General features: G+C 75.0%; 14 protein-coding genes. 5 read left to right on the top strand and 9 right to left on the bottom strand.

Annotated elements, in window-relative coordinates; genetic code table 11:
• The first annotated feature begins 116 nt into the window (after positions 1-116).
• A complete protein-coding gene (gene hemG / locus ACFYUZ_RS34180; protein ID WP_389315883.1) occupies positions 117-1,580 on the top strand; it encodes a protoporphyrinogen oxidase in 1,464 nt (487 codons plus the stop codon).
• A 17-nt stretch (positions 1,581-1,597) separates the two neighbouring features.
• Positions 1,598-2,311, top strand: coding sequence for a hydrogen peroxide-dependent heme synthase (hemQ, locus tag ACFYUZ_RS34175; RefSeq protein WP_389315882.1), 714 nt, complete (start codon positions 1,598-1,600; stop codon positions 2,309-2,311).
• Between the two features lie 232 nt (positions 2,312-2,543).
• On the opposite strand, the gene ACFYUZ_RS34170 is transcribed toward hemQ, so the two are convergent.
• The 5 genes from ACFYUZ_RS34170 to ACFYUZ_RS34150 all read right to left on the bottom strand — a co-directional run bounded on the left by ACFYUZ_RS34170 (position 2,544) and on the right by ACFYUZ_RS34150 (position 7,908).
• Positions 2,544-3,269: a TIGR04222 domain-containing membrane protein gene (locus ACFYUZ_RS34170; protein ID WP_389315880.1), complete on the bottom strand. Its 726-nt coding sequence runs from the start codon at positions 3,267-3,269 to the stop codon at positions 2,544-2,546.
• A 48-nt stretch (positions 3,270-3,317) separates the two neighbouring features.
• Positions 3,318-4,355 (bottom strand): TIGR04222 domain-containing membrane protein, encoded by a 1,038-nt coding sequence (locus ACFYUZ_RS34165; RefSeq protein WP_389315878.1) that lies wholly within the window; start codon positions 4,353-4,355, stop codon positions 3,318-3,320.
• Positions 4,356-4,357: 2 nt separating this feature from the next.
• Positions 4,358-5,749 (bottom strand): DUF692 family multinuclear iron-containing protein, encoded by a 1,392-nt coding sequence (locus ACFYUZ_RS34160; RefSeq protein ID WP_389315876.1) that lies wholly within the window; start codon positions 5,747-5,749, stop codon positions 4,358-4,360.
• Between the two features lie 224 nt (positions 5,750-5,973).
• On the bottom strand, positions 5,974-7,104 hold the full coding sequence (locus ACFYUZ_RS34155; RefSeq protein ID WP_389315874.1) for a hypothetical protein: 1,131 nt from the start codon (positions 7,102-7,104) through the stop codon (positions 5,974-5,976).
• Between the two features lie 93 nt (positions 7,105-7,197).
• Complete coding sequence (locus ACFYUZ_RS34150; RefSeq protein ID WP_389315873.1) at positions 7,198-7,908, bottom strand: peptidyl-tRNA hydrolase; 711 nt, start codon at positions 7,906-7,908, stop codon at positions 7,198-7,200.
• Between the two features lie 71 nt (positions 7,909-7,979).
• Here ACFYUZ_RS34150 and ACFYUZ_RS34145 point away from each other — a divergent pair, with 71 nt between their 5' ends.
• Genes ACFYUZ_RS34145 through ACFYUZ_RS34135 form a run of 3 tightly spaced genes read left to right on the top strand, consistent with a single transcriptional unit; the run spans position 7,980 to position 10,326 of the window.
• A complete protein-coding gene (locus tag ACFYUZ_RS34145) occupies positions 7,980-8,657 on the top strand; it encodes an AIM24 family protein (protein ID WP_389315871.1) in 678 nt (225 codons plus the stop codon).
• A complete protein-coding gene (locus tag ACFYUZ_RS34140; protein ID WP_389315869.1) occupies positions 8,654-9,679 on the top strand; it encodes an ATP-binding cassette domain-containing protein in 1,026 nt (341 codons plus the stop codon). Before ACFYUZ_RS34145 ends, ACFYUZ_RS34140 begins: the two co-directional genes overlap by 4 nt.
• Entirely contained in the window at positions 9,676-10,326 is a 651-nt protein-coding gene (locus tag ACFYUZ_RS34135; protein WP_389315867.1) for an ABC transporter, read from the top strand. The genes ACFYUZ_RS34140 and ACFYUZ_RS34135 overlap by 4 nt, the downstream gene beginning before the upstream one ends.
• A gap of 9 nt (positions 10,327-10,335) precedes the next feature.
• Here the strand turns inward: ACFYUZ_RS34135 and ACFYUZ_RS34130 are convergent, their stop codons facing one another.
• The 4 genes from ACFYUZ_RS34130 to ACFYUZ_RS34115 all read right to left on the bottom strand — a co-directional run bounded on the left by ACFYUZ_RS34130 (position 10,336) and on the right by ACFYUZ_RS34115 (position 14,205).
• Complete coding sequence (locus ACFYUZ_RS34130; protein WP_389315865.1) at positions 10,336-11,220, bottom strand: polysaccharide deacetylase family protein; 885 nt, start codon at positions 11,218-11,220, stop codon at positions 10,336-10,338.
• A 99-nt stretch (positions 11,221-11,319) separates the two neighbouring features.
• Complete coding sequence (locus ACFYUZ_RS34125; protein ID WP_389315863.1) at positions 11,320-12,207, bottom strand: PPK2 family polyphosphate kinase; 888 nt, start codon at positions 12,205-12,207, stop codon at positions 11,320-11,322.
• Positions 12,208-12,275: 68 nt separating this feature from the next.
• A complete protein-coding gene (locus ACFYUZ_RS34120) occupies positions 12,276-13,640 on the bottom strand; it encodes an alkaline phosphatase PhoX (protein WP_389315861.1) in 1,365 nt (454 codons plus the stop codon).
• Between the two features lie 139 nt (positions 13,641-13,779).
• Positions 13,780-14,205, bottom strand: coding sequence for an OsmC family protein (locus tag ACFYUZ_RS34115; protein WP_116158292.1), 426 nt, complete (start codon positions 14,203-14,205; stop codon positions 13,780-13,782).
• Positions 14,206-14,209: the final 4 nt, after the last annotated feature.

Raw genomic sequence — 14,209 nt, 5'->3', positions numbered from 1 at the left:
GAGTGATGCCTCTTGGACGTACGGCCCCCGGGTGCGGGTTGCCCTCCGGCGGTAGCGATGCGGTCACGGTCAGGCCTCGGAACGGGAGCGGACGGGCGATTTGAGAGAGTGGTGCCATGAACGCGGACACCACGGGACAGCACGCCGGGCCTCACGTCGTCGTCGCCGGAGGCGGGATCGCCGGACTCGCCGCCGCCCACCGGCTGGCCCTCGCCGGCCACCGGGTGACCCTCCTCGAAGCCGGAGGACGGCTCGGCGGCAAGCTCCTCGCCGGAGAGATCGCGGGCGCGCCCGTCGACCTCGGCGCCGAGTCGCTGCTCGCCCGCCGCCCCGAGGCCGTCGCCCTCGCCCGGGCCGTCGGCCTCGGCGACCGGCTCCAGGCCCCCGCGACGACCACCGCGTCCGTCTGGTCCCGGGGCGAGCTGGTCCCCATGCCCAAGGGGCACGTCATGGGCGTCCCCGGCGACCCCGCCGCCGTCGAGGGGCTCCTCTCGGCGGAGGGCGTGCGCCGCGTCGGCGGCGACCTGGAACTGCCGCCGACCGAGATCGGCGAGGACATCGCCATCGGCGCGTACGTCGCCGCGCGCATGGGCCACGAGGTCGTCGACCGGCTCGTCGAGCCCCTCCTCGGCGGGGTGTACGCCGGCGACGCCCACCGCATCTCGATGAAGGCCGCCGTCCCCGCCCTCTTCGAGGCGGCCCGCGTCCACCCCACGCTCACCGCCGCCGTCCACGCCGTCCAGCGGGCCGGCGCCGCCACCCCCGCCGACGTGGCCGGCGCCGCCACCGGCCTGGGCGGCGCCGTCTTCCTCGGCATCGAGGGCGGCATCGGCACCCTCCCCGGCGCGGTCGCCGACGCGATCCGCGCCGCCGGCGGCGAGATCCTCACCGGCACGCCCGTGAGCGCACTGGTCCGCACCGGCGCCACCGGCTGGCAGGTGGTGACCCGGGACCGGACCTTCGACGCCGACGCCGTCGTCCTCGCCACCCCCGCCGGCCCCGCCGCCGGACTCCTCGGCGGGCTCGCCCCGGCCGCCGCCACCGAGCTCGCCGCGATCGACTACGCCTCCATGGCCCTGGTCACCCTCGCCTTCCGTCGCTCCGACGTGCCCGCCCTGCCGGGCTCCGGCTTCCTCGTGCCGCCCGTCGACGGCCACACCATCAAGGCCTCCACGTTCTCCGCCCGGAAGTGGCGGTGGGTCTCCGACAGCGCCCCCGACCTGTTCGTGCTGCGCACCTCCGTCGGCCGCCACGGCGAGGAGGAGCAGCTCCACCGCGAGGACTCCGACCTCGTCGACGCCTCCCTCAAGGACCTCGCCGCCGCCACCGGCCTCTCCGCCCGCCCGGTCGCGAGCACGGTCACCCGCTGGGCCGGCGGCCTGCCCCAGTACCCCGTCGGCCACCTCGCCCGCGTCGCCCGCGTCCGCGCGGCCGTCGCCGCCCTCCCCGGACTGCGGCTCGCGGGCGCCGCGTACGACGGCGTCGGCATCCCCGCCTGCATCGCCTCGGCCCACCGCGCGGCCGACGAGATCATCGCCACGTCGGGAACGGGGCACCCCGGTGCGGGGCACTCCTCGTGACGGGCGAGAATAGGCGTATGAGTGCGCCCGAAAAGATCCCGAACGCCGGTAAGAAGGCGAAGGACCTCAACGAGGTCATCCGCTACACCCTGTGGTCCGTCTTCAAGCTGCGCGACGTTCTCCCCGAGGACCGCGGCGGTTACGCCGACGAGGTCCAGGAGCTGTTCGACCAGCTCGCGGCCAAGGACACCACCATCCGCGGCACGTACGACCTCTCCGGTCTGCGCGCCGACGCCGACGTCATGATCTGGTGGCACGCCGAGACGAGCGACGAGCTCCAGGAGGCGTACAACCTCTTCCGCCGCACCAAGCTGGGCCGCGCCCTGGAGCCGGTCTGGTCGAACATGGCGCTGCACCGCCCCGCCGAGTTCAACAAGTCGCACATCCCGGCCTTCCTGGCCGACGAGAACCCGCGCGACTACGTCTCGGTGTACCCCTTCGTGCGCTCCTACGACTGGTACCTGCTGCCGGACGAGGACCGTCGCCGCATGCTCGCCGACCACGGCAAGATGGCCCGCGGCTACCCCGACGTCCGGGCCAACACGGTCGCCTCCTTCTCGCTCGGCGACTACGAGTGGCTCCTCGCCTTCGAGGCCGACGAGCTGCACCGCATCGTCGACCTCATGCGCCACCTCCGCGCCTCCGAGGCGCGGATGCACGTCCGCGAGGAGGTCCCGTTCTTCACCGGCCGCCGCAAGAGCGTCGCCGACCTGGTGGCGGGCCTGGCCTGACGGCCGTAAGAAACCTGGTGGCGGGGGGGGGGGGCCGCGGGGGGGGGCCCCCCCCGCCCCCCCCCCAAAACCCCCCCGCCCCCCCCCCGCCCCCCCCCGCCCCCCGCCACCCCTTGACCCGGAAGATCAGACGGCGGGCGGCACCATTGCCCGCCGCTCCAGCGACACCGGGTCCGGCTCCGGGTGCGGCGCGCGTCACGCGCGCCGCACCGGCGTCATTTCCGGGGCCTTCTCAGGCCTTCAGGGCCGCGCGGAGCTCCGGCTCCAGTACGGAGGGACCGCGCGTCGCGAGAGCCGTGAGCGGATCGGCCGGCGACAGCCCGGAGAGCAGCCGCTGTCCGGCCGGCGACGCCCAGCGGGTGTACGGGTACACCTCGATCCGCCCGATCAGCAGGCAGAGCCCCGCCCCGACCAGCGGCAGCGCGAAACCGGCGAGGACCGGGGCCCGTTCGCCCGCCGGCACCAGGAGCGCCGCGGCCGTCCCCAGCACCAGCGTCAGCAGGAACCCCGCCCGTACGGTCCGCACCCCGGCGGCGAGCTCCCGGCGCCCTTCCTCGGACACGGCGAGGCCCCGCTCGACGAGACCGTCCGCGAGGACGCGTACGGACTCGGCGGCGGCGACCACCGGACGGACGGCGGGGATCGGCGACTGCCCGCCGGGCCCGATCGCGCCGAGCACCGCCCGCTCGATCGGGTCCCCGTCGCCCGTGGCGTCCACGACCGTCGCCCAGCCGGTGCGGGCGAGCAGCAGTCGCCGCGCCCGGTGCATCGACACCAGGGTCAGATCGGTGACCCGCAGCGGCCCGCCGGCGAGGTAGGCCGCCTCGCGGACGGTGAGCTCCTCCGTACCCCCGGGCGGCCCGTCGTGCCGGGCGGCGGCGAGCTGGGCACGGCAGACCCGCGCGCAGCCGACACCGGCCACCACGAACGCCACGAGGAGCAGCGGAACCCAGAGCATGTCCCGGTTGTACGGGACGACGGACGGGCGCGCCACCCGAATGGCCGCTCAGCTGCTGGAGCTGGAGCACGAGCTGGAACTCGAACTCGAACACGAGCTGCTGGAGCTGGAGCAGGAACTGCCGCTGGAGCAGGACGAGCCCGAGGAGCAGGACGAGCCCGAGGAGCAGGACCCGGACGAGCAGGAGCCGGACGAGCAGGAGCCGCCACCGCCCGAGCAGGAACCGCCGCCTCCCCCACAGGCGCTGTTGGTCGCGCACCACTCGGCCGCCACTCCGAGCGCGGCCGCGTCCGAGGACGAGAAGTGCGAGGGGGAGTGCCTCCGGCCGCGCTGGTTCCGCCGCGGCGGCGCGTGGAAACGGGCGGCGGCGACGAGCTGCTCCCGGAGCACCGCGTCCGGCACGGCCCGCAGCCCGTGCAGGGCCACGAGACGGCCGGCGTCCGGGACACGGCCGTGCTCCCTCCCGTACGCGAGGATCGCGCGCCGCCCCGCCGGGGTGACCTGCCGGGCGGAGACCGCCCCGCAGACGATGCCGGTGATCAGCGCGACGAACAGGATCGGCGCGACCTTGAACACGAACGGCAGCCGGAACCCCGTGTCGGACGAGAAGTCGATCACCGTGAGGACGATCGAGATCGGGAACAGCGCGAAGGCCGAGATGACGAGGGCGCCGCACCACCGGGCCGTGGTCCGCCGCGTCGCCGGGTCGACGACCAGCCCGCGCGCCGCGAGGGCGTCGCCGATCTCCTGGACCGCCGGGTGCCGCATCACGCCGAGCCGCAGGTGGTGCAGGGCCCCGTGCGGGGCGGCGGCGTGCTCCTGGAGGACGGCGCGCTCCACCGGGTCGTACGCGGTGGGGCGGACGACCGCGACGATGCCGGGGCCGCCGACGGCGAGCCTGCCGTCCGCCTGGAGGGCGGCGAGCGCGGTGTCGGCGACGCGGGCCGGGCCGCCGTTGAGGAAGGCGACCTCGTACCGGTCGTGGACGGGCCCGCCGGGGCCGCCGCGCGTCCGGACGACCCGGGTGACGACGAGGGCGATGCCGGCGGCGCCCGCGAGGTGGACGAGGATGAGCAGCAGGTCCATGGTCATCTCCGTACGAGGGCGTGACGGGCGGCCCGTACGAGCCGGGTGGCGCGGCCGGGCGGGCGGCTGCCGGAACGGTCCTGCCACCACTCGGTGAGCCGCCGCCGCGCCGCCGGGTCCTCCGGGCGCCCGGCGAGCAGCAGGTGCTCGACGAAGTCGAGCGCGTCCCGGCGGTAGCCGCCGGTCATGGGGCGGGACCGGGCGTACGCGAGGAACGCGGACCGGAAGTCCTTGCCGAGGATCTCCGGCAGCTCCGGCGCGACCTTCGCGACGACCCCGGCCCGCTTGGCCGCGAGGGCGCGGCTCTGGACCCCGATCCGACGGGTGTCGAAGCCTTCGGGGACGGGGGTTCCGGCGACGAGCGCGGAGAGGAGGGAGGCCTGGGTGACGGCGAGGCGCTGGCGCGCGGCCGTTCGCGGTGCGGGGGCCTCCGCCAGGGGTGCGCTGCCGGGCATCGGGCCCCCCGAGACCCGTGCTCCGGCGCCGATCAGGAGGGGGGCTCGCCGGGGTGCGGGTATCCACGGCCGGGCGCCGTGCTGGTGGGCCGTGCCCACCCGTTCCGCCCTTGCGGAACGCCCGCCCACCGTGGTCCGGATGACCTCCAGCTCCCGCGCCAGTTCCTCCGCCGGCGGGAAGTCGTCGTCCCGCTCCAGCAGCACCCCCGGCGGGGCCACCCGCGACGTGAGGTCCGCCAGGACGTCGAGGACGGCGGGCGGCACCGGGTGGGCGTGGGTGTCGTGCCAGACCCCGTCCCGCTCGACCCCGCCCGCCACGTGCACGTACGCGATCGCCTCGACCGGCAGCTCGGACAGGGCCCGTGCCGGGTCCTCGCCCCGGTTGACGTGGTTGGTGTGCAGGTTGGCGACGTCGACGAGGAGCCGTACCCCCGTACGCTCCACCAGCTCCGCCAGGAACTGCCCCTCCGTCATCTCCTCGCCCGGCCAGGCGATCAGGGCCGCGATGTTCTCCAGGGCGAGCGGCACGGGCAGCGCGTCCTGCGCGATCCGCACGTTCTCGCAGAGCACGTCGAGGGCGTCCCGCGTGCGGGGCACGGGCAGCAGGTGGCCCGCTTCGAGCAGCGGGGTCGCGGTGAGCGGCCCCCCGGCCCGTACGAACGCGATGTGCTCCGTGACCAGCGGCGCCCCCAGCGCCACCGCCTTCTCGCCGAGCGCCGCGAGCCGCGCCGGGTCCGGCCGGTCCGCGCCGCCGAGCCCGAGCGAGACGCCGTGCGGCACGACCGTCACGCCGCGCTCGCGCAGCCGGGTCAGGGAGTCGGGCAGATGGTCCGCGCAGATGTTCTCCGCGACGACCTCCACCCAGTCGACTCCGGGCAGCGCCTCCACCGCCTCCGCGATCTCGGGACGCCAGCCGATGCCGATGCCGAGTTCCGTCATGTCCCCCTCCTTCGGTCCTCAGTCCCTGACGTGATGGCCCGGCCGCCTCCGTCCGAACCGCGAGAGGCCCAGGTTCAGAGCTTCATTTGAGCTTCGGGCGCCGCGCCGCGCCGCTCCCGGCGTCGCCGCGGGGGCCGCTCGCCTCGGTGCCGGCCCCGGGCGAGCGGCCCATGGCCTTCACCGGCCCGCACGGACAGTCGCCGGACCCGTTCCCGTCCCGTGAGTCACTTCCCCGGGGCGTCCACCACCCAGACGTGCACGGCGTCGCCGGACTCGGACGCGGTCGCCCAGGCACCGTGCCCGAGCGCGGTCGGCTGCCCGGAAGGCCGACCGGGGTAGCCGATGGGCCGGAGGCCGTGCGTTCCCGTGGTGTCGAGCAGCCAGTGCCGGACCCCGCCCCACTCCTCGTCGCTCTCGGCGGTGGAGACGACGAGGGTCGTCTCGTCCACGAAGCCCCCCGCCCAGTCCCAGTAGACGGGGGCCTCGTCCTCGTCGTCCTCCTCGCCCGACGGGGCGTCCGGGTGCGGGGGCAGCACCGACTCGGCGTCCCATTCCAGGCCGTCCACCGGACGGCCGTCGAAGTCGCGGACGGAGAGCTCGTCCTGGTCGTGGGAGACCGTCATGAGCCGCTCGCCCGAGGGGCTCACGTCCAGCAGGCAGAGGTCGCCCTCCGCGTACGTGACGTCCAGCCGCTCTCCGTCCCAGTGGCCCAGGCGCAGGGGCGCGCCGTCCTGGCCCTCGCCGATGCTGAGGCCCATCCGGCGGGGATCGGTCGGAGGGGAGACGTGGTCGCTGCCGGCCGCCGCGGCCCGGGCGTCCGCCCGCGCGAGCACACGGCCGTCGCCGGCGTCGATCACCAGCCATTCGTCGACGGCGTCCGGACCCAGCTCGCCCTCGGGCAACGGGCCGCGCACATGGGCCCAGACGAGCTTCCCGTCCGCCGAGAAGCCGACCGAACCCCCGTCCGGGTAGCGGTGGTCCCGCTCCTCCGCGTACTCCTCGTACGACTCGTGCATCTCCCGGCACGCGCCGTACCAGCATCCGTGCCGGACCTCCCAGCGCGTCGCACCCGACGGCTCCACGGCGCGCACCGCGTGCACCCCGGCGAAGACGGCCAGGCCCGTGTCCGGCGCCACCTCCCACGTCCCGCGGCGGCGCGGCCACGGAGCGGGGAAGCGGACCTCCGCCCCCGGGACCGCGGCGAAGGCGTCGTCCAGGGGCCGCGCCACGACCTCCTCGTCGCTCCCCTGGACGAGGAGCCTGCGCCCCGGCACCCCCGCGATCTGCGGCGGACCGGCCTCGGGCGAGGACAGGGGGGCGGGGACGGCGGCTCGGAGCCGGGCGTGAACGGACATGCGGATCTCCTCGAAGTGCACGACCCGCCGCACGCTACGGCACGGGTCCGACACCCGGCCGCCCGGTCACCGGCCCGCCGGGGCGGCCGTCGGTCAGGCCCGGGGGAGCCGCAGCTGCGGGGCGAAACGCGTCCCGCCCTCGGACACCACCGTGCACGAACCCGGGGCGATCTCCGTGAAGCCCGCGTCCCGCACCACCGGGAGGCCGCTCGCCGTCAGCTCCGGCCAGTCCTCGGCCGTCGCGGTCCGCACCGCGAGCGGGAAGCCCGCCTCGCGCCAGGCCTTCCGGCCGGCGTCCGGCATCGCCCACCACAGCAGCTGCGCCCCGTGTCCGGCCTGGGCCATCGCCTTGCCGGCCGACATGTCGAGCTCCGGGTTGAGCCACAGCACCACCGCGCCCTCCGGTACGGGACCGGGGTCGGCCGGGTCGTCGAGGTCGGTGCCCGACACCTGGAGCTTCGCGAGGTCCTTGGGCCAGCCGTCGAGCGGGACCGGCGGGAAGACCCGTACCTCCGCCTCCGCGCCGCCGACGGTGATCCCGGGGAGGGCGCCCGCCCGGCGCCACTCCGCGCCGCGGGCCCGGCGCACCACCTTGCGGATCCGGGCGTCCTGCCAGTCGGCGATCGCCTGCGCCCACTCGCCCTCGCCGAGGGAGCGGTCGTCGCTGAGGATCTCCAGGACGGCCCGCGCCGCGGTCTCCAGGGCGTCGGTGCGGCTCGGGGGCGCGTCGCGCTCGATCCGGACGACCAGGGGGAGGACGAACTGGGGCTTCTCGTCGCGGAGATCGGTCTCGTTGCTGCTCACCCGGCAAGTCTGCCATCGAGGTCGGGAGCGATTCTTGTGGGAATCATCGCTTCCGGGCCAGGATGCCCCTCATGAAGAGCGATCTTTTTGCCGGTGAACACCTCGCCGAGGCGGCCACCTTCCCGGGGATGACCCTGCAGAACGCCAAGTCGGTCAAGTACACCGTGAACGGCGAGATGCACGCCCGCCAGGGTTCGATGATCGCCTTCCGCGGCGACCTCCAGTTCGAGCGCAAGGGCCAGGGCATCGGCGGCCTGCTCAAGCGGGCCGTCACCGGCGAGGGCCTGCCGCTGATGGCCGTACGCGGCCAGGGCGAGGCCTGGTTCGCGCACGAGGCGCAGAACTGCTTCATCGTCGAGATCGAGCAGGGCGAGGCCTTCACCGTCAACGGCCGCAACGTGCTCTGCTTCGACTCCACGCTCCACTACGACATCAGGACCGTGAAGGGCGCCGGCATGACCGGCGGCGGCCTCTTCAACTCCGTCTTCTCCGGACACGGCAAGATCGCCCTGATGTGCGAGGGCAATCCGATCGTCATCCCGGTCACCCCGCAGGCCCCGGTGTACGTCGACACCGACGCCGTCGTCGGCTGGAGCGAGCAGCTCCACACCTCCCTGCACCGCTCGCAGTCGCTCGGCTCGATGATCCGCGGCGGTTCGGGCGAGGCGGTGCAGCTCAAGCTGGAGGGGCAGGGCTTCGTCGTCGTCCGGCCGAGCGAGCTCACCCCGCAGAAGAACTCCTCGAATTGAGGCTGGAGCACGTCGGGCGGCGGCACGGCCCGCGCGGGCCGTGGGTGCTGCGGGCGGTCTCGCTCGACCTGCCCGCCGCCGCCCTCGTCCGGGTGGTCGGCACCAACGGCACCGGCAAGTCCACGCTGCTCCGGCTGCTCGCCGGCGTCGACGCGCCCACCGAGGGGCGCGTCACCGGCCGTCCGGCCCGCACCGCGTACGTCCCCGAGCGCTTCCCCGTCGCCCTGCCGTTCACGGCCGTCGACTACCTGGTCCACCTCGGACGCGTCCAGGGCCTCGGCCGGGCGGCGGCGCGGGCCCGGGCGGGGGAGTGGCTGGAGCGCTTCGGGGCCGGCGCGCACGCCGGAACCGGGCTCGCGGAGCTCTCCAAGGGCACCGGCCAGAAGGTCGCCGTCGCCCAGGCCCTCCTGGCCGACCCGGCCCTGCTCGTCCTCGACGAGGCCTGGACCGGACTCGACACCGGCGCCCGTGCCGAACTGGACACCGCCGTCCGCGAGCGTCTCGCGGCGGGCGCGACGGTCGTCTTCGTCGACCACGACCCACGCCGGCTGGAGGGCGAGGCGGCGGTGGTGTACGGAGTGGAGGCGGGCCGGGTGCGGGAGCTGACGGCCACGCTCGCGGGCCCGGCGGCCGGCCGTCCGGCCGCCGGCGGCGGACCCCGGTCGACGGTGCCGGGGTCCGCGTCGGCCGGGCCCGGGCCCGTGGCGGCGGGCGTCGGGCTCCGGGAGGCCCGGCCCGGGCCGACGGCGGGCGGTCCTTCGAGGGGCAGGTCCGGGCCCGCTCCCGCCGTGCCCCCGTCGGTCTCCGCTCCCGCCGCCCCGCGGGCCTCCGTCCGTATCGTCGCCTCCGGCGGACCGCCGCTCCCCGGACGACTGCCCGGTGATCCGGCGGTCGCTCCCGGCGCCGACGGCGACACCACCGTCCTCACCGTCGACGCGGCGCACTCCGACGCGCTCCTGGGCGCGCTGCTCGCCGCGTCCTGGCACATCCACCACCTCGGCACCGAAGGCGTACGGGTATGACGGCGCTCCTGCGCTACCAGTCGGGTCTGCTGCTCCGGTCCCAGCGCTGGCCGGCACCGCTGCTCCTCTACGCGGCCCTCGTCGGCGTCGGCGTCCAGGCCGGCGAGCCGGTGCTCGGGGCGCTCGGGTTCACCGCGGCCGCCCTGCTCCCGGTGGCCGCCTGGACCGTGCGGATCTGCCTCACGCAGGAGCCGCCCGCCGCCCGGAGCGTGGTCGCGGCGGCCGCCGGCCGGGGGCGCGCGCACCTCGCGGCGCTGCTCACCGGGGCCGCCTGGCCGGTGCTCGTCGGCGCGGTCGCCGTGCTCGGGGTGACGGCGGTCGGCGACCGGCGCGGGGTCACCCCGCTCGCCGCCGTCCTCACGGGGCTGCCGGCGGTCCTGGCCTGCGCCCTGACGGGTGCCGCCGTCGGCGCGCTGGCCTCCCGTCCCTTCCTCCGGGCCCCGGGCTGGTCCCTCGCGGCCCTCGTCCTCGGCTCCCTCCTGGCGCTCGTGACCACGGGGTCCCCGGCGAAGCTCGCGATGACCGTCCTGGTCGCCGGGGCCCGCACGACGACCGCCGAGCCGCCCTGGCTCGCCTGCGGCGGCGCGCTGCTCCTGGCGGCGGCGACGGCGGCGCTCGCGTGCCGGGCGACGGCGCGTCTGGAGTGAGGCGCCGGGTCAGCGGCTCATGAGCTCCGAGACCTTGACGAAGCGGTAGCCGCGGGCGCGGAGCTCCGGGACGATCCGCCGGATCGCCCGTTCCGTCACGGGGGCGGCGCTGCGCGTGCAGTGCATGACGACGAGCGAGCCGGGCTTCACGCCGTCGAGGACCTGTTCGGCGACGGCGTCCGCGTCCGTCGCGAAGGCGTCGCCGCTGACGACGTCCCACTGGACGGCGGTGACCCCGGCGGGGGCGAGGGCGCGCAGGGCCGCGTCGTCGTAGCAGCCGCCGGGGAAGCGGAAGTACGGGACGACGTTGACGGCCCCGGCGTCCCGGAAGGCGTCGAAGGCGCGCTGCACGTCGGACGCCATGTCGGGCCGGGGGACGGTGGGCAGGCCGTAGCAGGGGGACGAGAAGGAGTAGTGGCTGTAGGAGTGGTTGGCGATCTCGAAGCGCGGATCGCCGCCGATGGACCTGGCCTGGTCCGGGTACTCCTCCGCCCAGCGGCCGGTCATGAAGACGGTCGCGTCCACCTCGAGCCGGCGCAGGGTGGCGATGAGCTCGGGGTTGTCGAAGTGCTCGCCGCGCGCGGCGCGGGGTCCCTGATCGGCCGTCATGTCGGCGTCGAACGTGAGCGCGACGACCTTCTCGCGGCTCTTCGCGCGGTGCGTGTAGACGGGGGTGAGGCCGCCGGGGCCGGGCGCCATGGTGGGCGGGGCGGCGGGGACGCGGGCGGGCCTGGGGCCGGGGGCGGCCGCGCTGGGCCGGGGCGAGGGGCTGTCGACGACGGCCGCCTTCGCCTTCTCCTTCGGTGCCGGGGTGTCGGCCGTGCCGGTGCCGCAGCCGGCGAGGGCGGCGCCCAGAAGACCGAGCGCCGCCAATTTTCGTGCAGAAGTGTTCACGGTCGGAAGTTAACCGATCAAAGTGATTATCGGGTGGCGGCTCGACCGCCGCCCGCCGGATCGGCTCATCCGCCGGATCGGATCACGCGGCGGATCGGCTCACGTGGCGAGCAGCCGCGCCCGGCACTCCTCCACGTCGAAGTCTCCCGGCGGGTACTGCGGGTCCAGCTCCTCCAGGTGTTCCAGCAGCAGCCTGCTGATCGCCCAGTTGCGGTACCACTTGCGGTCCGCCGGGACCAGGTACCAGGGAGCCTCGTCCGTCGTGCAGCGTTCGAGGACGAGCTCGTACGCCTGCTGGTACGCCGGCCACAGCAACCGCTCCTCGATGTCGCCCGGATCGAACTTCCAGTGCTTGTCGGGGTCGTCCAGGCGCGTGAGGAGCCGGGCGCGCTGCTCCTCGTACGACAGGTGGAGGAAGACCTTGACGACGGTCACCCCGTCGTCGGCGAGGGACTTCTCGAAGCGGTTGATCTGGCCGTAGCGGCGGCCGAGCAGACGGCGGGGGACCAGCTCCCGGACCCTGGCGACGAGGACGTCCTCGTAGTGCGAGCGGTCGAAGATGCCGATCTCGCCCGGCTGGGGGAGCGCCCGCGCGACCCGCCAGAGGAAGGGGTGGTTCCGCTCCTCCCGCGTGGGTGCCTTGAAGGCGTGGATGCGGCAGCCGGAGGGGTTGAAGAGGCCGATGACGTGCTTGACCGTGCCGCCCTTGCCGCTGGTGTCCATGCCCTGGAGGACGAGGAGCAGCCGCCGCCGGTCGCCGGCGGTGCTCGCCGCGTACAGCCGCTCCTGGAGGCCGGCGAGGCGCGGCCCGAGACCGGCGGTGGCGGCCAGCCCCGCCGTCTTGTCGGCGGGGCCGGCCGGGGTCGCCCCCGCGTCGTACGCGGCGAGGTCGATCCGCTCGCCCTCGGGGACGCGCAGGAGGTCGCGCAGCACGGGCTCGGGAGCCGTAGTCTTCCGCTTCTTCCTCCCGCCGTCCTTCTTCGACATCCCTCGCCCCTTCCGCCGCGCCGGTCGTCCCCCTCCGATCGTGCGACGGATCCCGGGCGCCCGCTAGCTCAGCACCACGGGCCCGTCACCGCGAACGTCGTGCCGGGCGTGTAGCAGTTGACGTACATGGTCGAGCCGTCCGGGGAGAAGGTGACGCCCGCGAACTCGCCCCACTCCGGTGCCTCCGGGGTCCCGATGTTCTGGGCGCCCCGGGCGACCGCGTACACCTCGCCCCTCTCGCTCACCCCGAAGACGTGCTGCGCCCCGTCGCCGTCCTCGCAGACCATCAGGCCCCCGGTCGGCGCCAGACAGATGTTGTCCGGGGACTCGCCGGGCAGCCGGACGTCGGTGCCGGGGCCGAAGACCACGACGAGGGTGAGCCGCCGCCTGTGCGGTTCGTACTTCCACACCTGGCCGAAGTGCGTGGCCGCCGAGCCGTCCTTGGCCCGCGCGAAGGAGGACACGAAGTAGACGGCCCGGCCGCCCCAGTAGCAGCCCTCCAGCTTCTGGGCGTGCGTGATGCCCCGGGGGCCGAAGTCCTGGTGCCGGATGGGGGTCCCCGTGGCCAGGGGGTCCGGTACGGGGACCCACTCGATGCCCTCGAAACGGGCTCCGGTCTCCTGGACGAGGGAGAGGTCGGGCACGCCGGGCACCCGCATGGCCTCCAGGGCGCCGCCGGCGCGCAGCGAGCCGGTGCCGCCGAGCGGCTTCTCCGGCAGGAAGCGGTAGAAGAGCCCGAAGGGCCGTTCGAAGGCGTCCTCCGTCTCGTACACGATGCCGCTCGTGGGGTCCACGGCGACGGCCTCGTGCTGGAAGCGGCCCATCGCGGTGAGCGGGACGGCCCCGGTGCGGTGCGGGTCGGCTCCGTCGACCTCGAAGATGAAGCCGTGGTCCTTGGTGTAGCCGTTGGTGCCGGCCCGGTCCTCGGTCTCCTCGCAGGTCAGCCAGGTGTTCCACGGGGTGGGGCCGCCGGCGCAGTTGACGGCGGTCCCGGCGATGGCGACCCGCTCGCCGAGGACGTCGCCCCGGCCGTCGAGTTCGAGGACCGTGCAGCCGCCCTTGCCGGCCGGGTCGTAGGTGAGGCCCGGGACGGTGGGGACGGCGATCTTCCCGGTGACCCGGTTCTCGTGGTTGCGGACGAGGTGCACCCGGCCGCGGCGGCCGGCGAAGGCGCCCATGCCGTCGTGGTTGCTGGGGACCGGGCCCTCGCCGGAACGGAGCGGGTCGCCCTGCCGGGAGAGCACCTTGTAGCGGAAGCCGGCCGGGAGGTCGAGGAGACCGTCCGGGTCCGGTACGAGGGGGCCGTAACCTCCCCGGCGGCCGTTCGCGGCCGTCGCGCTTCCGGCGAAGAGCTCGGAGAGGGCGCCGGTGAAGGCGATTCCGGCGACGGCGGCGCCGGTGCGGGAGAGGATCTGACGTCGTGTTGCGGACATGAGGCGGCAACCCACTTTCTGCTGGCGGACAGACAGGTGGTGTGTGACGTGTGACCCGCATGTGTGTATCACGCACGGTGGTGACAGGAGAACCATGCGGGCCGCAACGGCCTCATGTGGCGGGGTTTCTGACCAGGGGTCAGGCCAGTTCGGCGGTGAGGGTGATCGTCGTGCCCGTGAGCGCCTGGCTGACCGGGCAGTTCTTCTTCGCGTCCTCGGCGAGCGCCTGGAACTCGTCCGCGTCCAGGCCGGAGACCGTGCCGCGCACGGTCAGGTGGATGCCGGTGATGCCCTCGCCCGGCTGGAACGTGACGTCGGCCTTCGTCTCCAGGCGCTCGGGGGCGTGGCCCGCCTTGGCCAGACCGTTGGAGAAGGCCATCGAGAAGCAGGAGGAGTGCGCGGCGGCGATGAGCTCCTCGGGGCTGGTCTTGCCGTTGGGCTCCTCCGACCGGGCCGGCCAGGAGACGTCGTACGAGCCGAGACCGGAGGAGTCGAGGGTGACGACGCCGGAGCCCTTGAGGAGGTCGCCCTGCCAGATGGTGTGGGCGTGACGCACGGTGGCCATGGTG

It is taken from the genome of Streptomyces sp. NPDC004266 (assembly GCF_042874095.1).
Classification (GTDB): Bacteria; Actinomycetota; Actinomycetes; order Streptomycetales; family Streptomycetaceae; genus Streptomyces.
The sequence above is the reverse complement of the archived record's forward strand: the minus strand, read 5'-3'. Positions and strand labels throughout refer to the sequence as shown.